Annotated in this window: 18 protein-coding genes; 9 read left to right on the forward strand and 9 right to left on the reverse strand. The window is 70.7% G+C overall.

All coding sequences use genetic code 11. The features are described 5' to 3' along the window. Positions 1-3: 3 nt before the first annotated feature. Positions 4-1,056 carry a glucose 1-dehydrogenase gene (locus tag ABZW17_RS28150; RefSeq protein ID WP_354820534.1) on the reverse strand — a complete coding sequence of 351 codons (1,053 nt, stop codon included), beginning with the start codon at positions 1,054-1,056 and terminating at the stop codon, positions 4-6. Between the two features lie 147 nt (positions 1,057-1,203). After that, positions 1,204-1,863: a lytic polysaccharide monooxygenase gene (locus ABZW17_RS28155; protein WP_354820537.1), complete on the reverse strand. Its 660-nt coding sequence runs from the start codon at positions 1,861-1,863 to the stop codon at positions 1,204-1,206. A 169-nt stretch (positions 1,864-2,032) separates the two neighbouring features. Between ABZW17_RS28155 and ABZW17_RS28160 the strand changes: the two genes are divergently transcribed. Next, positions 2,033-3,418, forward strand: a complete 1,386-nt coding sequence (locus ABZW17_RS28160; protein ID WP_354820540.1) for a DHA2 family efflux MFS transporter permease subunit — start codon at positions 2,033-2,035, stop codon at positions 3,416-3,418. Next, on the forward strand, positions 3,415-3,864 hold the full coding sequence (locus tag ABZW17_RS28165; protein WP_354820543.1) for a MarR family transcriptional regulator: 450 nt from the start codon (positions 3,415-3,417) through the stop codon (positions 3,862-3,864). The genes ABZW17_RS28160 and ABZW17_RS28165 overlap by 4 nt, the downstream gene beginning before the upstream one ends. A 138-nt stretch (positions 3,865-4,002) precedes the next feature. Here ABZW17_RS28165 and ABZW17_RS28170 read toward each other — a convergent pair whose 3' ends face one another. Then, entirely contained in the window at positions 4,003-4,896 is an 894-nt protein-coding gene (locus ABZW17_RS28170) for a TIGR03619 family F420-dependent LLM class oxidoreductase (RefSeq protein WP_354820546.1), read from the reverse strand. A 138-nt stretch (positions 4,897-5,034) separates the two neighbouring features. Between ABZW17_RS28170 and ABZW17_RS28175 the strand changes: the two genes are divergently transcribed. Next, complete coding sequence (locus tag ABZW17_RS28175) at positions 5,035-5,187, forward strand: hypothetical protein (protein WP_354820549.1); 153 nt, start codon at positions 5,035-5,037, stop codon at positions 5,185-5,187. A gap of 3 nt (positions 5,188-5,190) precedes the next feature. On the opposite strand, the gene ABZW17_RS28180 is transcribed toward ABZW17_RS28175, so the two are convergent. Further along, a complete protein-coding gene (locus ABZW17_RS28180) occupies positions 5,191-6,606 on the reverse strand; it encodes a M1 family metallopeptidase (RefSeq protein WP_354820552.1) in 1,416 nt (471 codons plus the stop codon). A 139-nt stretch (positions 6,607-6,745) separates the two neighbouring features. Between ABZW17_RS28180 and ABZW17_RS28185 the strand changes: the two genes are divergently transcribed. Both ABZW17_RS28185 and ABZW17_RS28190 read left to right on the forward strand, forming a co-directional pair. After that, the gene (locus tag ABZW17_RS28185; RefSeq protein ID WP_354820555.1) at positions 6,746-7,594 is read left to right on the forward strand and encodes a hypothetical protein; all 849 of its coding nucleotides are present in this window, start codon (positions 6,746-6,748) and stop codon (positions 7,592-7,594) included. 156 nt (positions 7,595-7,750) lie between these two features. Then, positions 7,751-8,416 carry a response regulator transcription factor gene (locus ABZW17_RS28190; RefSeq protein ID WP_354820558.1) on the forward strand — a complete coding sequence of 222 codons (666 nt, stop codon included), beginning with the start codon at positions 7,751-7,753 and terminating at the stop codon, positions 8,414-8,416. A 9-nt stretch (positions 8,417-8,425) separates the two neighbouring features. On the opposite strand, the gene ABZW17_RS28195 is transcribed toward ABZW17_RS28190, so the two are convergent. The 5 genes from ABZW17_RS28195 to ABZW17_RS28215 form a co-directional block, all read right to left on the reverse strand. Further along, positions 8,426-9,385, reverse strand: coding sequence for a Rieske 2Fe-2S domain-containing protein (locus tag ABZW17_RS28195; protein WP_354820561.1), 960 nt, complete (start codon positions 9,383-9,385; stop codon positions 8,426-8,428). 82 nt (positions 9,386-9,467) lie between these two features. Next, on the reverse strand, positions 9,468-10,673 hold the full coding sequence (locus ABZW17_RS28200) for a hypothetical protein (protein WP_354820564.1): 1,206 nt from the start codon (positions 10,671-10,673) through the stop codon (positions 9,468-9,470). A 134-nt stretch (positions 10,674-10,807) separates the two neighbouring features. Further along, positions 10,808-12,247, reverse strand: a complete 1,440-nt coding sequence (locus tag ABZW17_RS28205) for a HAMP domain-containing sensor histidine kinase (protein WP_354820567.1) — start codon at positions 12,245-12,247, stop codon at positions 10,808-10,810. Continuing rightward, positions 12,244-12,927, reverse strand: a complete 684-nt coding sequence (locus ABZW17_RS28210) for a response regulator transcription factor (protein WP_354820570.1) — start codon at positions 12,925-12,927, stop codon at positions 12,244-12,246. The genes ABZW17_RS28205 and ABZW17_RS28210 overlap by 4 nt, the downstream gene beginning before the upstream one ends. Before the next feature lie 44 nt (positions 12,928-12,971). Next, complete coding sequence (locus tag ABZW17_RS28215) at positions 12,972-13,928, reverse strand: helix-turn-helix domain-containing protein (protein WP_354820573.1); 957 nt, start codon at positions 13,926-13,928, stop codon at positions 12,972-12,974. Between the two features lie 62 nt (positions 13,929-13,990). Between ABZW17_RS28215 and ABZW17_RS28220 the strand changes: the two genes are divergently transcribed. From ABZW17_RS28220 to ABZW17_RS28235, 4 genes are all read left to right on the forward strand, one after another. Beyond that, positions 13,991-14,578 (forward strand): DinB family protein, encoded by a 588-nt coding sequence (locus tag ABZW17_RS28220; protein ID WP_354820575.1) that lies wholly within the window; start codon positions 13,991-13,993, stop codon positions 14,576-14,578. Between the two features lie 169 nt (positions 14,579-14,747). Next, entirely contained in the window at positions 14,748-15,074 is a 327-nt protein-coding gene (locus tag ABZW17_RS28225) for a hypothetical protein (RefSeq protein ID WP_354820578.1), read from the forward strand. Positions 15,075-15,077: 3 nt separating this feature from the next. Next, positions 15,078-18,752, forward strand: coding sequence for a hypothetical protein (locus tag ABZW17_RS28230; protein ID WP_354820581.1), 3,675 nt, complete (start codon positions 15,078-15,080; stop codon positions 18,750-18,752). Positions 18,753-18,935: 183 nt separating this feature from the next. Beyond that, positions 18,936-19,553, forward strand: a complete 618-nt coding sequence (locus ABZW17_RS28235) for a hypothetical protein (protein WP_354820584.1) — start codon at positions 18,936-18,938, stop codon at positions 19,551-19,553. Positions 19,554-19,655 lie beyond the last annotated feature (102 nt).

The raw sequence follows: 19,655 nt of genomic DNA on the forward strand, positions 1-19,655 counted from the left end.
CGGTCAGTTCTCGCCGGCCAGGTCGAGGACGACCTTGACGTCGTCGCCGGGCGCGTCGAAGGCGTCGGCGGCCTGCTCCAGCGGGACCCGCCGGGTGATGAGCCCGGCCAGCCGATCGAGGTCGGCCCGGCCGAGCGCGTCGGCCGCGGCCCGGTAGTGGCGCAGGTTGGCGTTGACCGAGCCGATGACGACGTCGTTTTCCAGGACGAGCTCGCGGTTGACGGTCCCGGCGTCGACGGTCAGGGTCCGGCCGGCCGGGGAGACGCCGGTGAGGCAGACGATGCCGTAGGAGCCGGTGCCCGCCATCGCGTCGAACACCAGCGAGCCGACGCCGGTGGCCTCGAGGACGACGTCCGGCTCGAGAGCGCTCAGCACCTTCTCGACCGGATCGTGGTGGTAGGTCGCGCCGAGCTGCTCGGCCAGCCGGGGTTTGGGGCCGTCGGTGACGCGGTCGAGGACGTGGACGTCGAGCCCGCGCTGGACGCCCAGCAGCGCGCCGAGCAGGCCGATCGGGCCCGCGCCGGTCACCAGCACCCGCTTCGGCTCGAACCAGGCGCGCTCGCCGACGCGCTGGATCTGCTCCCACGCCTTCGCGACGACCGTGGTGGGTTCCAGCAGTACGCCGACGTCTCGCAGGCGGGGGTCGAGGCGCACCGCGTAGTCCGCGTCGACGGTCCACAGTTCACTGCCGTAGCCGTCGATCTCCTTGATGCCGCGCTCGGTGTAGCGGCCGTTGCGGCACATGTCGAACTCGCCGGCCGCGCACGCGCCGCACGGCACCGGGTCGGGCCGCCGGACGACGCCGACGACGAGGTCGCCCTCGGCGAAGTCCCCGGCCGGTTCGAGCACCCGGCCGAGGGATTCGTGCCCGAGCACCAGGCGATCCCGGCCGGGCGGCGCCCAGCCGTACTCGCCGCGGGCGATCTCCTTGTCCGTGCCGCACACGCCCAGCGCGAGCCCCTGCACGAGCAGTTCGCCCGGCTCCGGCCGGGGATCCGGCACCGTGTCGACTCGCAGGGAATCCCGCTGTCCCGGCACAACGGTCAAAGCGCGCATCCTTCGCTCCCTTTACGGTTCGGCTCCGGAAGCAGGTTTCACGCGCGAGCGCGGGGTAAAACATGCGAATGTCGTCGCACCGGCGGACAAAACCGGCGAAAAGGTGGTGCTGTTCCGGGGTCGCCGGAACAGCACCACCCTTGATCGTCAGCTGAAAACGACGTCGCTGCACCACATGTACGTCTGGTCCTGGTGCGAGGCCTGCCAGATCGTGAAGACGACGTGGTGTCCGGTGTAGCCCGAGGTCTTGACGTCGAACGTGATGTCCTTGGCCGGGGCGTACCGGCCGGTCTGCGTGATGAAGTCGAGGTTGCCCCAGCCGAGGCGCTGGGTGGTGGGGTCGAACCCGTTCTTGCTGACGTAGACCCGGAAGTAGTCGGCGCCGTGGCTGGCCTGGTCGTACAGGTGCATCGAGAAGTTCGCGCCGATGGTGCTGGTCCGCCACGGACCCGCGGTGTTCAGGGAGTTGTTGCGCGACAGGGCGTTGCTGCAGAGCTGGCCGTCCGGGGTGGCGCCCTGGAAGTTGCCCTTCAGCCCGTCCCGCAGCGCGCTCATCCAGTTCCACATGGTGTCGGCGTTGGCCTGGAAAGCCTGGTAGCACATGGGATCCTGCTGCTGCATGGCCGGATTCGTGTGCTGGTTGCCCCAGTCCTGCCAGCACTGGTAGGCGCGGGTGCGGGGACTGACGATGGTGCCGTGCGCCGAAGCGGCGGGGACGCCGACGAACAGGCACGTGAGCAGGGCGATGACCAGTGCGATCACGCTCCGCCGTCCGGTGCCGGACCGGGAGATGCCGCGCATGCGCATGATGGGCCTCCATTCTCGGATGATCGAGCGTTGGTGATCCATGTGGGAGCGCTCCCAGCGTAGGTGGGAGCGTAGCCGCGCTCCGGCAAAACTTCAACCAGGAAACCGGTCATCGCGGTAGGTAATCCCCCACGACGGCCACTAGTAGTTGTTGTGCAACAATTACTTTGTGGAGACGCGGGGGCGGGCCGTCGTGCTGGCGACGTGCTGCCTCAGCGTCGTCGTGGCGGGGCTGGACACGACGATCGCCAACGTGGCGCTGCCCTCGATCCGGCAGTCGCTGAACGCGCCGGTCAGCGGCCTGCAGTGGGTGGTCGACGCCTACGTGCTGGTCATCGCCTGCCTGCTGCTGTTCGCGGGTTCGCTGGCCGACCGGTTCGGCCGCCGCCGCGTGTTCCAGACCGGGCTCGGGCTGTTTTCGCTCGGCTCCCTGCTGTGCGGCTTCGCGCCGTCGCTCGGGGCGCTGATCGGGTTCCGCGCGCTGCAGGCGGTCGGCGGCGCGATGCTGAACCCGGTCGCGATGTCGATCGTCGCCACCACCTTCACCGACCCAAAGGAACGCGCCCGCGCGGTCGGCACCTGGGGTGCGGTGGCGGGCCTGGGCGGGGCCTGCGGGCCGGTGCTGGGCGGGCTGCTGGTCAGCGGACTGGGCTGGCGGTCGATCTTCTGGGTCAACGTGCCGATCGGCCTGCTGGCCATCGGCCTGGCGCAGCGGTTCGTCCCGGAGTCGCGGGCGGCGCGCGCCCGGCGGTTCGACCCGCTCGGCCAGCTGCTCGTCGTCACGTTCCTCGGCCCGGTGACCGCCGCCGTCATCGAAGGGCCGCGGCACGGCTGGACGTCACCGCTGATCATCGGGCTGTTCCTGCTGGCGGCGGTGTCGGTGGGCGGGCTGGTGGTGACCGGGTCGCGGCGCGCCGAGCCGCTGGTGGACGTCGGTGTCTTCCGCAGCCGGGCGTTCTCGGGCGCGGCGGTCATCGCGCTGCTCGTCCTGACGGCCGTGGGCGGGTTCCTCTTCCTCACCACGCTCTACCTGCAGGAAGTCCGCGGCTACAGCGCGCTGCACGCCGGCCTGCTCACGATCCCGATGGCCGCCGCGGGGGCGGTGTGCGCGACGGTGTCCGGGCGCGTCGTGGCGGCCCGGGGCGCCCGGCTGCCCCTGGTCCTCGCCGGGCTGCTGCTGGCGGCGGGCGCCGGCCTGCTCGCCGGGTCCGGGCCGTCGACCGGAGCCGGCTGCCTCGTCCTCGCCTACCTGCTGTTCGGCGCGGGGTTCGGCCTGGCCGGGACCCCGATGACGACCGCCGCGCTGGCCGGGCTGCCCCGCGACCAGGCGGGGGTGGCCGGGGCGATCGCGTCGACCTGCCGCCAGACCGGCGGCGCGATCGGCGTGGCGGTGTGCGGCTCGCTCGTCGCGGCCGGCGCGTCCCCCGCCACGGCGTGGACGGTGCTCGCCGGCTGCGGCGCGGCCACGGTGCTGCTCGGCCTGCTCTCGACCGGCCGCCGGGCCCGCTACAGTGGCGCCCGGCTGAGCGAGCAAGCGATGGACGTGTCCCGATGAACCCCGAACCGACCCCGGCGGCGCAGGTCTGGGCGCAGGTGCTGGCCTTCGTCACCGGCCAGGACCGCCTCCGCGCCCTGCGCCTGGAGCTGGACCTGGGCGTGGGCAAGGCGGAGCTGCTGATCAAACTGGCCGGCGCCCCGATGACCCTGCGCGAGATCGCCCAGGCAGCAGAGGTGGACCCCTCGGCGGCGACGGTGGCGGTGGACCTGTTGGAGCGCCGCGGCTTGGCCGAGCGGCGAGCCCATCCGGGGGACAGGCGCAGCCGGCTGGTGCACCTCACGGAGGCAGGTCTGCAGGCCGCGGCGGCGGCTCGGCGCATCCTGACCGAACCGCCGCCGGCGTTGGCTGCGCTCGAGGCGGAGGATTTGGCGGCGCTCGCCCGCATTTTCGCCACGATGGCCGCCGGGCGGCCGGAAGAAGATGGCGGCGGCCGGCCGCGGTGACCTTCGCGCCTGCCGCCCCGACGGCAGGGTGATCACCACGGCGAGCCGCCGCCTACCCCGGACGAGCCCGCATCCAGGACCCGTCTCCGGTGACGTGCCCACGGACGCGGGATCTCAACCGTGCGATCCGGAAATCCGTCAGCCCCGGGCCGTCAGAGCCAGCAGGCGGCCGGTCAGGTCGAGCAGTTCCTCCACGCTGCCGGCCAGGTAGGACAGGTCGACGAAGGTGTGGTCCGGAGCGACCAGTTCGACGATCTTGGTCACGGACTCGGCGATCGTCTCCAGGTCCGTGCCGGGCGCGGCGTTCACCCGCAGCGCGACGCCGAGCGCCTGCGGGTCACGCCCGGCCTGCTCGGCCTCGACGCGAATCTGAGCCAAGGTCGAGGTGATCACGTCGGCCGGGAAGGCTTCGGGGATCGACCAGGCGGGCAGCCAGCCGTCCGCGCGCCGGGCGACGCGCTGCAGCGCCTTCCCGCCGAAGCCGGCCAGGTGGACCGGCGGCTTCCGCACCGGCTTCAGGTCGACGTGGGATTCCGGGATCGTGTACCCGACGCCTTTATGCGCCACGAGGTCCCGGGTCCACCAGGTCTCGAGGAGGTCGAGCAGGTCGTCCAGCCGCTTGCCGCGTTCGCCCATCGGCACGCCGACGGCGTCGTACTCGTCGGGCGACCAGCCGATGCCGAAGCCGGGCAGGAGCCGGCCGTTGCTCGCGACGTCGATGCTGGTCAGCAGGCGCGCGAGGTTCGCGGGCTGGTACTGGGTCGCGTTGATGGTGCTGGACCCGAGCACCGCCTTCTCGGTCACGGCGGCGGCGATGGCCAACGCCGTGAAGGGGTCCTGCGCGGTGTGGAACTCCTCGGGCATGGTCTCGTAGCCCGGGTAGGGCACGACCGGCGCGACGGGCGACAGCAGCCGGTCGCCGACCCAGAGCCCGGTCGCCCCCGCCCGCTCCGCCTCGCGCGCGTAGTACGCGATCCCGCCCGGCGTGGCCGCCGCCTTGCCGAAGACCGGAAGGCTGAACCCAAGTGGCATTGCTTCTCCCCTGAAGAGTGAACGGACCGTGTCGGCCCTGCTGCCACTAGTACTCGCATCTAGTTGCTCGTTCAAGCAGTTCCGAGGGGACCGGCGCCGGGAGCAGTCGAACGCGGCCGTGATGGCGACTTCGACGAAATGATGGTCGCGGGCCGCCGGTTCATCGAAGACCTGCTGACCAGGCTCGGCCGGGTGCGGGAGGCACGCACGGAGCTGGAGCCGGCGGCGCGGGTGTGCGGCAACGACCGTGAGCGTTCGGTGTTGCTGCGCAAGGCGGCCGCGCTGGAGTGACGGTCAGAGGGCCGGCTTTCCCGGCTGGTAGAGCCAGGTCCGGAAGAACGATCCGAGGTCGCGGTGGGTCAGCCGCTCGACGAACTGGATGAACTCCCGCGTCGAGACGTTGCCGTACCGGTGCGTCGACGGCCACAGGTTGAGCACGGCGAAGAAGGCGCGGTCGCCGATCTTCGTCCGCAGGGCCTGCAGGGTCATCGCGCCGCGGTTGTAGACCAGGTCGTCGAAGATGTGGTCACGGCCGGGGTCGGCGACCTGGCCGCTCCAGTCCTCCTCGCCGGCGTAGGTGTCCGCGAAGGTCTGCTGCACCGGGATGTTGTTGAACTTCTCCTGGTAGAGCCATTCCGAGTAGGTCGCGAACCCCTCGTTGAGCCAGATGTCCGACCAGTGCACCGGGGTGAGGCTGTCGCCGAACCACTGGTGGCCGAGTTCGTGGGCGAGTAGGTCGCCGTCGACGTCGCTGGTCCGCTGGTCGTAGACCGGCCGGCTCTGCGTCTCGAGCGCGTAGTGGACGCCGACGTCGGCGATGATGCCGCCGGCCGAGTCGAACGGGTACGGCCCGTACATCGAGGATTCCCACTGGATGACCTGGGCGGTGGTCTGGTTGAACACCTTGCCCTGACCGGGTTTCGTGTCGATCGACTTGCCGATGGCGGTGATGTTCGGCAGGCCGCCGGCCATCACCCCGCGGGTGACGTTGTAGCCGCCGATCGCGAGCATGCTCAGCTCGCTGGCCATCGGCCGGTTCATGGACCAGCGGAAGGTCGTCTGGCCGCCCTGCGTGGTGGTGGGCCCGGGTTCGCCGTTGGCCAGCACGGTGAGCCCGGACGGCACGGTGATGGACTGGGTGTAGGTCGCCTTGTCGTCGGGGGTGTCGTTGACCGGGTAGTAGGTCGCGGCGCCGATCGGCTGGTTGAGCGCGACGGCGCCGTCCTTCGTGGCGACCCAGCCGGAGAGGCCGAGCGCGGGGTCGTCGATCTTCTGCGGGACGCCGGCGTAGGTCACCGAGACGACGAACGGGCTGCCCTTCCGCAGGCCGTACGGCGGGGTGATGACCAGCTCCTGGGCGCCGCTGCGGGTGAAGGCGGCGTCCTGGCCGTTCACCGAGAGCCTGCTGATCGTCAGCGGTCCCTGGAAGTCCAGGTCGAAGCTGGAGAGGTTCTGGGTGGCCGTGGCGAGAACGGTCGTGGTCGCGTTGATCGCGCCGGTTCCGGGGGTGAAGGCCAGCCGGATGTCGTAGTGGCTGACGTCGTAGCCGCCGTTGCCCATGTCGGGGAAGTACGGGTCTCCGGCGCCCGGCGCACCGGGGGAGAACTGCGACGCCGGCGCGGCCTCCGCGGCCGGGCTCGTCGCGGCCAGCAGACCGGCGGACAGGGCACAGGAGATGATCACCCGGTGGCCACGGTTGGCGCCTCGCATCGGTCCTCCTCGGCAGGCATCGACGCTGAAGCGTAGGTCGGCCCGACACGCGGATCAACCCTGTTGTGGCGCCGCCGAGCCCGGTTCGGGCGGTTCCTGCCCGCTCGTCTCCGTACCGACCGGATGGTATGTTGACCCGGTGATCGAAGCGGCGCGGCGGACCTGGCGGATTCTCGAGCCTTACCACGGGATGATCTACTTCGCCCCGGAAGCCGTTGCCGAGTACGAAAAACTGGGCATCCACGGCCGCACCGGCTACTTCGCCTCAAGGTCGGCAGCGCTCGGCGCGGTCCCAGCGCCGGTCGTGGTCGCGACCTTCTACAACTTCAACCCGGACCTGGTCACGAAGTCGATGGCCGGCGCGTGGTCCACCACCGACCCGGCGACGGTCCTCACGGCTCGATACACGGCGGCCGACCGGGCATTGCGCGCAATTTTGGGCGACGCGATCGTTTCACCCGAGATGAACCGCGCAGCTTCGCTCCTTCGCGAAGCGGCCGAGGCGGTGGTACATGACGTCACCGGCCGCCCCCTGTTCGCAGCCCACACGGCGGTCCCCTGGCCCAACGAGCCGCATTTGGCGTTGTGGCACGCACAGACGCTGCTACGCGAGTACCGCGGCGACGCGCACGTGGCGGCCCTGTTGACGGCCGGCCTGAGCGGCATCGAAGCCCTGATCACCCACGCGGCATCCGGCGCGGTCCCGGCCGAGACCCTGCGCACTTCCCGGGCATGGCCCGAAGCAGACTGGACGACGGCTGTCGAGGGCCTGCGTGCGCGTGGCTGGCTCACTGAGGACGCCGCCCCGACGTTCACACCCGAGGGCACGGCGCGGCGAGCGGAGATCGAGAAGGCGACCGACGAGAACAGCGTGAGGCCTTACGCTGCTGTCGGCGAGTCTGCGTGCCTGGAACTGCAGACGTTGGTGCGGCCGTTCAGCCGGGCACTGGCCGAGAAGCTCATGCCCTGGGCGCTGTCGAGGCAGTAGCGCGGGCGGGCGCGGCCAACCGGCCTGAGCGCCGCTTTAACAGTCGTTTCAGGTTCGCTCGGTATGAAGTTGGCATCGCCGGGCGACGCGAGTCTCGGCGGCCCCGCATCGGACGGCGGGCTGGACCGTCTACGCGCCCCTGAAAGGCAGCCGTTCATGATCTCTGTGCTCGTGGTGGACCCGCAGCCGCTGCAGCGCTTCGGGTTTCGCATGCTGCTGGAGAGTTCCCCCGACACCGGGATCGTCGGCGAGGCCGCGAACGGCGCCGAGGCCGTTCGGCGGGCCGCCGAGCTGCGTCCCGACGTGGTGCTGATGGGCATCCGCATGCCGGGCGCCGACGGGATCGAGGCCGCCCGGCGCATCGTCGCCGCCGGTGGGCGGTCGCGGATCCTGGTGCTGACGACGTTCGACATGGACCAGTACGCACTCGCCGCGCTGCGGGCCGGGGCGAGCGGTTTCCTGCTGGAGGACACCCGCCCGGAGGTACTGCTCGCCGGCATCCGGGCCGTCGCCGCCGGGGAGGCGGTGGTCGCGCCGGCGCTGACTCGGCGGCTGCTCGACGCGTTCGCCGACCGGCTCGGCGATGACCTCTGCGGGCCCGTGCGGGACGATCCCCGGCTGGACGCCCTGACCGGCCGCGAACGCGAGATCTTCGTCGCCATCGGCCACGGCCTCACCAACGGCGAGATCGCGCAACGGTTCACGCTGTCGGAGTCGACGGTGAAGTCCCACGTCGGGCGGGTCCTCGCCAAGATCGGCGCCCGGGACCGGATCCAGGCCGTCATCCTCGCCTACGACCTGAGACTCGCCCTGCCGGTGTAGCGCTTCCGGTCATGCGGTGACGACCTGCCCGCCGACGACCTGCACCGGCACTTCGGTCAGGGGTTTCGTCGCCGGTCCGGCGGTGACCTGGCCGTTGCCGTCGAACGTGGAGCCGTGGCACGGGCAGCGGAAGCCGGCGCCTGCGGGCGTGACGGGGCAGCCTTGGTGGGTGCAGGCGGCGAGGAAGGCCATGAAGCTGTCGGTCGAGGGGCGCACCAGGTAGGCGGCGAAACCGTCCGGTGTGGTGAAGCTCGTCGACGAACCGACGGTGACGGCGGAGACCGCAGCGATCACGGCCGGGGAGTGCGTTCTTGGTTCTGTTGCCTGGCTTGGTTTTGGTCTGGTGGTGGTGCGACGGGAAAGGGCGATGACGCCGGCGCCGACGGCAGCGGCGGTCGCGGTGATCAGGCCGCCCCGGAGCAGAATGCGTCGCTCGGCGTCGTCCGGGGCGTGGTTCGGCGGGTGGCGACGACGTATCGCGGCGCGCAGGTGGGCCGTCGTGGAGAACAGGCCTGCGTCGCCGGCGATCAGCAGCGGGGTCCAGGCGGCTGCGAAGACGATGTCGGCGCCGAAGTAGTACGGGCGGGTCGTCCAGCTGACGGTGAGGAAGAAGCTCAGCGCGAGGAGAAACCCGCCGAGTGCGGCGATCCGCGTGAACAGCCCGAGCAGGGTACCCAGCCCGGCAGCGATCTCGCCGAAGGCGATGACCAGGCCGATGACGGTCGGGTGTTCGGCCGCGAAGGACACCAGCGGGCCGATCGGGGAGGTGGCCGCGGAGTGCAGCATCTGAGCGTGGACGCCGAGAGGTGAGGTGTCGTCCAGGTAGTGGGTGTCGAAGATCTTGGAGAGGCCCGCGTAGAGGAATGTGCCGCCGAGGAAGACACGCAGCGGCAGGAGCGTCCAGATCGGTGTCCGTGGTGGCGCATCGGCGCGATCCGTTCTTTCGTCGGGAGAAGCGTTGAGGGACAAGGGGAATCCGCCTTTCAGGTCGCAGCAGCGCGGACGTGTGTGAGCTCAGACCTCGGTGCGCTCACACACGTCCGGCGCTTCGTCAGGACTTGCGGGGTGAGACCGTCATGATGCCCGCGCACATCTCGTCGCTGGTGCCGTCGCCCCACACCACGTAACGCGGCGGCAGCTTGCTCAGCTGCGGCAGCCGTTTGCGCAGCCCCGCGTCGTGCGTGCACGTCACCCGCAGCACGTCCCCCGGACCGATCTCCACCGGCGACGGCAGCTTCACCAGCCGCTGGTTGTCGAAGTCGAACTGCGGCACGTCCAGCACGACCTCGGCGTTCGGTGTGCCGGGGTTGAGTTCGACCTTGATGGCCCGCCCGAGCAGGTGCATGTGGCCGAAGCCGGCGAACAGCGTCATCGGCGCCGCCACTTTGTGGTCGCACGTCTGGGTGTCGCCGGGCTTCGGCGCGCTCTGGCCGCATTCCGCCACCTGCCGGTCCGCGGTTTCGCCGACCTCCGGCCCGAACCGCTTCGTCACGTCCGCGATCGAGGCCGCCCGGTCACAGAGCGGACCCGATTCGCCGGCGGGGCAGGGCAGGTCGGTCGGCGCGTCGAGCGGCAACGTGTCGAGTTCCCGGGTCTGCGGCGTGCCGTCCGTCAGCCGCAGCCGCACCGCCGTGCGGTCCGACCCGCCCGGCTTGCCGTCCGTCGCGAGCAGGTTGTAGTGCATCTGGAGGATGACCAGGCTGCCCGGCTCCAGCTTGAAGCCGGCGTCCTGGGTGAACAGCGTCTCCGTGGCGCCCGGCGCCCAGGTGTCCGCCCACGTCGCCTGCCCCTCTTCCACTTCGGCGCCCTTTACGCCGGTCCCGCCGAAACACTCCCAGCCGGGGCCGGGGGTCTTCGCGTCCTGCTCGCGCACCGCGGCAGCGCCGCCCGGCGGCACCGTGTACACGATGGCGTGGTGCGCGAGGGCGACGTTCTCCGGCGTGACCTGGGTTCCGGTCAGGAACGCCGTCTTGGTCAGGCCCGGATCGACCACCTGGCACCGGTACTCGTCCGTGCCGCCGCCCTCCGGCGGCGCGGGCGTGTAGGCCTCGGCCATCTTCAGGTCGACGAACCGCTCGCCGGCGCGCAGCGGCTGCGGTGGAGCCGCGGGCCCGCCCGCGTGCCCGTTGTGCGGACCGGCTGCGGCGGGCGCCGCACTGTTGTCGGCCTTCGACCCGCAGGCGACGACGGCGAACACCGTCGCCAGCGCCATGGCCGCCGCCGCGAAAGTCCGCAGTGGACTATCAGGTTTCGTCATGGCCCGAACGCTAGGCCGGATTCCGTCCCGTTTCATCGTACTGCGGTCGTCATTCTCGGGAGGACGTTGGTACCACGGTACTTCTTTGTGTCCACAGTGGAGTTCTTGACATTCGTTGTTGCTCGGCAGGCGGGTCAGCGCACAGCGGTGTCCTCCCCGGCCGTGAGCCGCGCGATCGGGGCGGGCGAGGCCGCGGCCGGAAGGCCGACCCGGAGCAGCGCGCCACCGCGTGCGGACCGGGCGACGGCGACCCGGCCGCCGTGGGCGTCGACGACCCGCTGCACGATCGACAGCCCCAGACCGGATCCCGGCAACGCCCGCGCCCTGTCGGCGCGGTAGAACCGGTCGAACACCCGCGGCACGTCGGCGGCGTCGATACCCGGCCCGGCGTCGTCGACCTCGAGTACCGCCGACGTGCCCTCGGCACGGAGCCGGACCTGGACCGGCTGGTCCGCGGGAGACCACTTGCCGGCGTTGTCGATGAGGTTGAGCACCGCCCGCTGGAGGCCGGCGGGACGTCCGCTCACCCACACGGAGCTCACGTCGAGCGCGACCTCGACGTCGGGCACCCGGGAACGCGCCCGGGCCGCGGCGGCCACCACCACGTCGGCGAGGTCGAGCACCTCGGTGCTCTCGTCGCTGACGTCACCGCGCGCCAGGTCGGTCAACTCGGCGGCCAGGGTGCTCAGCTCGGCCACCTGGGCGCCGAGGTCGTTGAGCAGCCGGGTCCGGCTCTCCGGCGGCAGCGCGCTGTCGAGGGTGCCGCGCCGATCGAGCCGGATCAGCAGCTCGGCGTTGAGGCGCAGGCTGGTCAGCGGGGTCTTGAGCTCGTGGGCGGCGTCCTCGGCCAGCAGCCGCTGGGCTCGGCGGGATTCCCGGAGCGCGGCGAGCATGTCGTTGATCGACCGGATCAGCCGCCGGATCTCCCCACCGCCCTCGTCCGGGATGTCGGCGTCGAGATCCCGGGTGTGCGCGACCCGGACCGCGGCGGCGGTCAGCCGGTCGATCGGGGCCAGCCCGGCCCGCGCCACGGTCCGCCCGACAAGGGCGCCGCCGGCCACGCAGAGCAGCCCGATCAGCACCATGCCCCACCCGAACTCGTTGTTCGTGCTGTCATCGGCGACGCGGGCCACCTGGACCGCGCCGTCGCCCGCCCGCAGCGTGTAGACGAGGTAGCGGTCGTCATCGCTGTCGATCGATTCCATCAGGTCGGCCGACGCGCCCTGCGCCACGCGCCCGGCGTCCTCGCTGACCGGGGGCAGCGCGGGCTGACCGGCCGGCGTCCGGGTCGAGCCGTCGGGCAGGACGACCCGCACCAGCCCACCGGATCCGGGATAAGCCGCCAGCCGGACCTGCGCCAGACCGGCGCGCTCCGCGTTCGTCGCGAGCACGCGGGAGTCGGCGCGCAGCTGATCCTTCGCGGTGTCCTGCAGCCCCCGGTCCAGTAGCTCAATGGCCACCTGGAAGGCCACGAACACGCTGACCGCGATGGCCGTCGCCGCGATCACCGTCAGCCTGGTCCGCAGGGACCGCCGGCGCCACCACCGGGTCAGCCGGCCGGCGGGCCCGCTCACGGAGGAGTCTCCCGCAACGTGTACCCCAAGCCGCGCAGCGTGTAGATCAGTCGCGGCTCACCCTCGGCTTCCAGCTTGCGGCGCAGGTAGCTCACGTACACCTGCAGGTTGTTGGCCGTGGTGCTCATGTCGAAGCCCCAGATCGCCTCGAACAGCGCGGAGCGGGTCAACACCCGGGTCGCGTTGCGCACGAGGACCTGCAGCAGGGAGAACTCGGTGCGGGTCAGGCGGAGCGGTCGCCCGCCCCGCCACGCCTCGAACCGGTCGGGATCGACCCGGACGTCGGCGAACGACAGGATCTGCGACTCGTCCTCGCCCGGCGCGCGGCGGCGCAGCAGGGCCCGCACCCGGGCCAGCAACTCCTCGGTGGCGAACGGCTTGGGCAGGTAGTCGTCGGCGCCCGCGTCCAGCCCCGCGACCCGGTCGGAGACCTGATCCCGGGCGGTCAGCATCAGCACCGGCAGCTCCCGGCCCGCCGCCCGCAACCGCCGGCAGGTCTCCAGCCCGCCGAGGCGGGGCATCATCACGTCGAGGATCAGCAGATCCGGCGCGTCGTCACCGACCCCGCCGAGCACGGCGAGACCGTTGGCGACGGTGCTGGTGTCGTACCCCTCGACTTGGAGCACCCGCTCCAGCGACTCACGGATGGCCGCCTCGTCATCCGCGATCATGATCCGCACGCGGCTCAGTCTCCCCGACCAACCTGAAGCCAGTATTAGAACGCTCAGTGATGGTGATCGCGGGCGAACTGGGCCGGCGTCTGGCCGTAGTGGCGACGAAACATCCGGATGAAGTGGCTGCTGTCGGCGAACTGCCAGTGTGCCGCGATCTCCGAAACCGTGGGGTGGAACGGCGAGAGGAGCGCGCGGCGCGCCTGCTCGAGACGACGTCGGCGGATGTACGCCGCGACGGGCTCGCCGGTCGACGCGAAGGCCCGGTGCAACGTTCGCAGCGAGACCTTGAGGTGGCGCGCCAGCAGCGCTGGTGTCAGGTCCGGGTCGGTGAGCAGTTGATCGGCGAGGTTGCCCGCCGCGTGGACCAGCGGGCCGGCCAGGCCGGGTTCGGTGCCGTCGACATATCCGTGCAAAACCCCGCGGACCAGCTCCACCAGTGCGTTGCGGCTGGCGTGGACGCCGCTTTCGCTGAGGTCGCCGAGTGTCGCGTGGACAGCACTCGTGTGTGCCAGCAGCATCTGGACCTCCGCGGCAGCCGCCGGGCCGGTCGCCTGCGTGCCGTCGGCGAACAAGCCCAGCGCCTCGGCGGGCAGCCCGATCACCTGGGCGGTGGTGCCCGCGGCGACCTCGTAGCCGGTGACCCCGATCGAGCGGCTCAGCACGAACTGGCCGGCGTCGACAGCTGAAGTGTCGCGTTCACGTCTGAGGATGTAGGCGCCACGATGCACCACGTAGAGCCGCAGTTCGCCAGTATCGGGAAACGCGGAATCGACCCGCACGCGCGTGGCGGCTTCGAAGTCTGTGATGACTGAGTCCCCGACGCGGGAGGCGAGACCACGAACGACGGCTTCGGCCGTGGCTTCGTGGTGGAAGGCGGGCAACGTGAAACCGTCGCCGACCTGCGCTTCCCAGCCGTCGCGGAAGGCGTCGACACCGAACCGTTCGGTGTCCAGCCGAACCGAGCCCCGTACCGAGTCCACCCGGCCATCCAACCACGTGGCACGCATCGTCGATCGACGCGGCACGCATGTCCAAGACCGCGGGGGTACCGGATTCCTAGGGTCGGGGCGTGGATCCGAAGACATATTTGCATCTGTATTTGCAGCAGGTGCGCGACGTTCTGGTGTGGAAACTCGACGGCCTGTCCGAGTACGACGCGCGCCGGCCGCTCACCCCGACCGGAACCAATCTGCTCGGACTGGTGAAACACCTGACGGGCAACGAGTTCGGCTACTTCGGCGAAGTGTTCGACCGGCCCGCCCACGCGGGGGAGTGGCTGGTCGACCGCACGCAGTCAGAGGACTTCCTCGCCCGCCCCGAAGAGACACGCGACGACATCATTGCGCAGTACAAACGGTCGTGGGAGCACGCTGACGCCACCATCGCGGCACTCGATCTCGACTCACCCGGCAAGGTGCCCCACTTTCCCGAAGGCATGCGCGACGTGACCTTGCAGTGGATGCTCGTCCACATGATCACCGAGACCTGCCGGCACGCCGGTCACGCCGACATCGTCCGCGAACTCATCGACGGCCGCGCCGGCTACCACCCCACGGTCAACAACCTTCCCGACGGGTGGCCCGAGTTCCACGACCGTGTCGAGCTCGCGGCACGTGAGGCCGCCCGCACCACCGGCGACCGCACGCGGGCCACGTAGTCCAGAACGTCAGCAGGGCGAAGAATTCGCCAGGCGGCCGTCCACATCTCCCTGTCGGCCTTGGTGTGGCCCCTCCGACCAGCCGAACGGCTTGATCGAAGGGGAATGCACCCGAACAGCCGAATCCGAAACGGGCTTGGCGGCTGCGTGGATCAGGTAGCTTTGCTCGGTGAGTTCAGCAGTCGTCTTCTTGTTGGGCATGGCCGGGGCACTGGCACCGGAGATCGTCCGGCTGTACGGGATTCGCCACGATCCGGGCCGGTTCCAATGGTCCTGGTTCTACTTGGTCGTGTCGCTGGCGTTCGCGGGGCTGGGCGGGCTGCTGGCCCTGGCGCTGCCGGCCACCACCTACTGGGGCGCGATCTACGTCGGGGTGTCCACGCCGGTGCTGGTGAACTCGATGGTACGCAAGGGACGCGAGCTCAGCCGGCAGCAGCTGCGCGGCGATCGGCTGGTCCGCTGCTCGCTGGTCGACTCCTACCTTCAAGGGCTCTAGATCGTGGATCTTGGTCTGTCACACGGGATCCGGCTCCGCTTCGCGGACGGACTGCTCGCCTCGGCCCTGCTCGACCTGCACCGAAAGCCCGCGCTGACAGTGAATGAGCACCTGCTGGCAGCGGGTGTCGCGCCGGAACCACTGCCGTCGGCGGACGTGCCGGTGACGCGGGTACGGCAAGGGCTCGGCATCGGCACCCGGGAGCTGGAACTCGTCGAGAGCCGCGACGGCGGCCCGGTCGCGGCGGCCCTGACCCAGCGGTTCGACCTGCGCTCGCCGCTCGACTGGCTGCTGGCCGTCGACGCGGCCGGTCAGGCCACCGAGCGGGGAGCCGTGTTCGCGCTGCCCGGCAAGATCACCTTGACCGTCGAATCAGTCGCGCCGTGCGCTCTCCACCGGGGCGGGGTGCGGGTTTCGCTGCCGCCAGGCACCTCTGAGCTCACTGTCACCGTCACGAGTGAGCCGGTGTTCGACGTGGCGGACACGGTCATCGTGTGCCGGCCGGACCAGGTGCGGGAGGCGGCGATCGTGACGTCCTGCCTGCCTGCGGACCGGCTCACCCCGATCGTCGCGATCGAGCCGCCACCGATGCCGCAGGCGGAGTACATCGAGCTCTACGGCCGGTTCCGCCGCGCCCAGGACGCCTCCATGCAGCGCATCGGCGCAACGTTGGGGCGGGACGAGGTGATGTCCGGCGATCCCGAGACGGCACGAAAGGCGATGGCCGAGATCGCCGAGGACCATCGGCTGCGGCGGGCTTTGTCGCCGTACCGGTCGTGGCTCAAGCACAACGAACTGGTGTCCGACCTCGTGCACCGGATGGGTGTCCGGCGCGTCGTGTTTCTGCACGCCTTCGCGCCGGAGGAACTGAACACCAGGGATCCGGCGCTGCTCGCGGAAGCCGACGAAGTGTGGGCCGAGTCCGGCCGCGATCCCGAGCAACCCGGCAGCTCAGCGATGTTCGCGAGCGTGCCGGAGACCCTGTCTCTGCCGTGCACGGACCTGCCGGGCCTGACCATCGCCGGGTGGCACCTGCTGCGCGACCCGGACAGTGCGCCCGGACGGCTGCTCGACGTGGCGATCGACGACCTCACCGCCTGGGTCGGCTCGCTGTTCGTCGCGTTGCGTACGGGAGCGGTGCTGCGTGCAGTTGACCACGAGGTGCCCCCGCTCGACCCGTTGTCGGTGGAGGACAGGGGGTCGAGCGGGGACGAGGCGGTGCTGGTGGAGAACACTGCCGACACCGCGGCCCTGCTCGGCGCCGTCTACGCGCACCACCGCGGCACGAGGCTTGTGGTCACGCCGCCACCGGATCTCGAACCGGTCCAGCGCGCGGTCGCCGAACAGCAGGCCCGGGTGCAGGCTGGGGCCCGAGCGCTCGGCAAGGACGTGCGGTCGGCCGACTTCGTCGGGAAGTTGTGGGGATACCTGTCCGCCGGGCGGAACCCTTACGCCGCTGTAGAAGCCGCGGTGACCGCGCAGGTGCCCGCGGCCGCCGTCGCCCAGGTCGGGGAGCGGCGCCTCACCGTGTTCACCACCGGGCTGCCCTACTCGTTCGTGCGCACCGCCGACGCCGACTGGGCCACCAAGCCCATCGGGCACGTCGCGGCCGACCCGGCCCTGCTGATCCTGAACGAGCTGTACGGCGCTGGGGTCGAGCGCTCTCCCGGGACGTTCAGCCTGGTGTTCGACCCCGGGTTCTTCCGCACGTCGGAAACCCCGGATGTGCTGCGCTCGGTGGGCACTCACTTCACCCACCCGGTCCTGCTGTCCGGATCCGAGGCGTCCTCACAGGCCCTGATGGAACTGTCGCGCAGCCTCCCGGTCGAGCTGATCTTCTTCAACACGCACGGTTCGGACGAGGCCATCGTGCTGGCCGACGGGTTCAAGCTGCCGAGCTGGCTGATCCCGCAATGGCTGACGATGACCCGGCGGCCGATCGTGTTCAACAATTCCTGCCAGTCCTGGACCGGCGTGGGCCGGCAGTTCGTCCGCGCGGGTGCCCGCGGCTACATCGGCACGCTGTGGAGCGTCCCGTCGGGGCCGGCGGCGGACTTCGGCCGGATCGTGGTCGACCGGCTCACCACCGGGGAGTGGCCCGCGAGCGAAGCGATTGTGCGGACTGCGTTGCCGTCCGGGATCGAACGCGCCTACCTCTACGTAGGCACGGTGAACGGCAGGCTGGACCAGTGGCAGGACCGGAGCACGACCGCGGCCGAGGCGGCGCTCGCCGAGTGCGCGCTGCTCACGCAGACCGGTGGCGCCACACACGAACGCATCAGCCGGTTGCTGCACAGGGAAATCACCACCCTGCGCCGGCGGGCCGACGGTACCCCGCACGAGACCGGCGAGTCCTACGTGGACGCTCTGTTGGGCGAGCTGTGGTTCTTCATCGTGCACGACCCGCGTCACGAGGACGACCGGGCCGCGGCGGACGAGCTCGTCCGCCGCCTCGACACCACGCTGGAGCGGGCCGGCTTGCCGCAGGACGACCTCGACAGGCGGTGGGCCCGGCGGTTCGAGCTCACCGGCAAACTGGCCGCACACTGGTCGGACTGGGGCACCGCGCTGGCCGACTTCCGTCGCAGCGTCGGCTACGGCGAAGCCTGCGCGAACCGGGCGGAACTGACCATGCGGATGGCCGACATCACCATGCGGCAGGGCGACTACGACGAAGCGCTGGCACTGGCCCGCTCCGCCCGCGACCTGCACGCCGAGCACGATGATCGGCACGGGGCTCTCGTCGCGGTCGGCGTGCTCGGGCAGCTGAGCAAGCGGCTGGGACGTGCCGAGGAGGCGATGCAGTACGCCGTGGAGGGCTACGACCTCGCCGTTGCGGTCAAGAGTGAGTGGCGGCAGGGCGCGTTCAAGCTCGACCAGGCCGCGTTGCACCAGATGGCCGGCGACCTCGACGCGGCGATCGCCGCCGCCACCAGAGCTCTGGAGCTCAGCCGCCTCATACACGACGACCGGGCGGAAGTCACCGCGATCGGCCGACTGGCCCTCTGTCACCTCGATCGCGGTGACTTCGACGCGGCGCAACGCCTTGCCACCACCGGGCTCGCGCACGCCACCCGGCTGGATGAGCCCAAGGAGGCCGCCGCCTTCCACCACGACCTCGGTCGGATCGCCGCCCGCCGCGGACGGCTCGGCGAGGCCGTCGAGCACTACGGGCGGTCCGTCGCGGTCGCGCTCGACTGCGGCTTGTGGGAACTGGCGGCAGGTGTGGTGACCGCCATGGCCGACGTCGCCGGCCGCGGCCCCGACGTGGACGCGCTGTGGGCGGCCGCGACATGGACCGCAGTGTTGTGCGGGTTGGTCCCGGAGCCATTGTGGTCTCCATTGCTCCAGCTCCTGGTGGACGCGGTGAAGCAGGCGGTCACCACCGGGCCGATGAGCACCACGCGGCGTGCTCTGACTGTGGTCGCGGAGGTGGCAGCCCCCGGCTTCCGGGCGGATCTGGTGCCCTCGACCTTCGTCTACCACCTCGCGAGGACATTGGCCCGCTGGGTCGCCGGCGAGGATCCCGCCGCGACCGCGGCCGAGGCCATCGCGCTGGACGTTCAGACTGGCGAAGCGCTCGCCCTCAAGGAATTCATGGCCACGCCGTATGTTGCACCCGATGTCGTCACCGATAACCGCGATCGCCGGCCCCGCCGCTGGCGTGACCGGAGTTGAGCTGACTACTTGGCCATCACCTGCTCGCCCCGGTAATCGCGCCAGCCACAACACGTCAACATCTGCCGCAGACGGAGTTGGGCTGGTCCAAGGGCGGGATGATTGTTTCCGCGACTGCGGCCGACGGTCACCCGGTGCAGCGTCGATTCCCGGCTGGTGTACTGCCCGTGAAGACTGACCGCCATGCTCGTCCTGGAACCGGTGATCGACGCGGCCGACGCGACCGGGTTCACCCTCTGGCCGGTCGCAGCCCGTGTCGGGCGTTCCCTTGTCCACATGTCAGCGGGCATGTCCCCGCTCGACGTCGGCACGGTGATGGCGGCCCTGCAGCCGCAGGGTTCCGATGCCTCTGCTGCACATCCTCGTGACGCTGTCGCCGTGCTTCGGGCCATCATCGAGACCGACCGCCTGATCGCCGCCGGCGGTCTGCTGGCCCGCGACTCGCAGACAGGGGTCGCTATCCCGCCGAGCTGCTGCTGCGGCCTGGAGGGCTGGCGCGAATGGACCACCGTCCCGCACGGTGGCCAGCCGTGGCTCGGCCACAGCCCCGCACCGTGGGTGGAGCACCTCGACAACGCCGTGCGCATCTGGCCCGACGGTGGCCTCGGCGAGGCCCTGCCCCCGATCGAGCACGCGATCACGGCACCGTTGGATATCGTCACCGCTCAACTGCACAGCACGCACCAAGACCTCCTCGGCTTCTTGGACGCAGCCACCCAATGGGCGCATGAGTTTGCGCCCGGCATTGTGGGGGACCTCGTGGCCAAGCTCGACGACAGCTTCGCGATCACCGAACGCTGAACCCTCTCGAGGCAGTACTCCGTGTTCGTTCGGTGTCCGGATTCGGCTCGCGGCGTGATGCTGAGGTCTACGCCGCGGGACTGGAGGTGGATCGGCGTCGGC

The organism is Amycolatopsis sp. NPDC004625, assembly GCF_040609695.1.
GTDB lineage: Bacteria > Actinomycetota > Actinomycetes > Mycobacteriales > Pseudonocardiaceae > Amycolatopsis.

Coding starts and splice junctions, on each gene's coding strand:
- ABZW17_RS28215 (WP_354820573.1), bottom strand. CDS start 13,928: ATGCGTGCCACGTGGTTGGATGGCCGGGTGGACTCGGTACGGGGCTCG.
- ABZW17_RS28235 (WP_354820584.1), top strand. CDS start 18,936: ATGCTCGTCCTGGAACCGGTGATCGACGCGGCCGACGCGACCGGGTTC.
- ABZW17_RS28165 (WP_354820543.1), top strand. CDS start 3,415: ATGAACCCCGAACCGACCCCGGCGGCGCAGGTCTGGGCGCAGGTGCTG.
- ABZW17_RS28175 (WP_354820549.1), top strand. CDS start 5,035: ATGATGGTCGCGGGCCGCCGGTTCATCGAAGACCTGCTGACCAGGCTC.
- ABZW17_RS28180 (WP_354820552.1), bottom strand. CDS start 6,606: ATGCGAGGCGCCAACCGTGGCCACCGGGTGATCATCTCCTGTGCCCTG.
- ABZW17_RS28170 (WP_354820546.1), bottom strand. CDS start 4,896: ATGCCACTTGGGTTCAGCCTTCCGGTCTTCGGCAAGGCGGCGGCCACG.
- ABZW17_RS28200 (WP_354820564.1), bottom strand. CDS start 10,673: ATGACGAAACCTGATAGTCCACTGCGGACTTTCGCGGCGGCGGCCATG.
- ABZW17_RS28150 (WP_354820534.1), bottom strand. CDS start 1,056: ATGCGCGCTTTGACCGTTGTGCCGGGACAGCGGGATTCCCTGCGAGTC.
- ABZW17_RS28155 (WP_354820537.1), bottom strand. CDS start 1,863: ATGCGCATGCGCGGCATCTCCCGGTCCGGCACCGGACGGCGGAGCGTG.
- ABZW17_RS28190 (WP_354820558.1), top strand. CDS start 7,751: ATGATCTCTGTGCTCGTGGTGGACCCGCAGCCGCTGCAGCGCTTCGGG.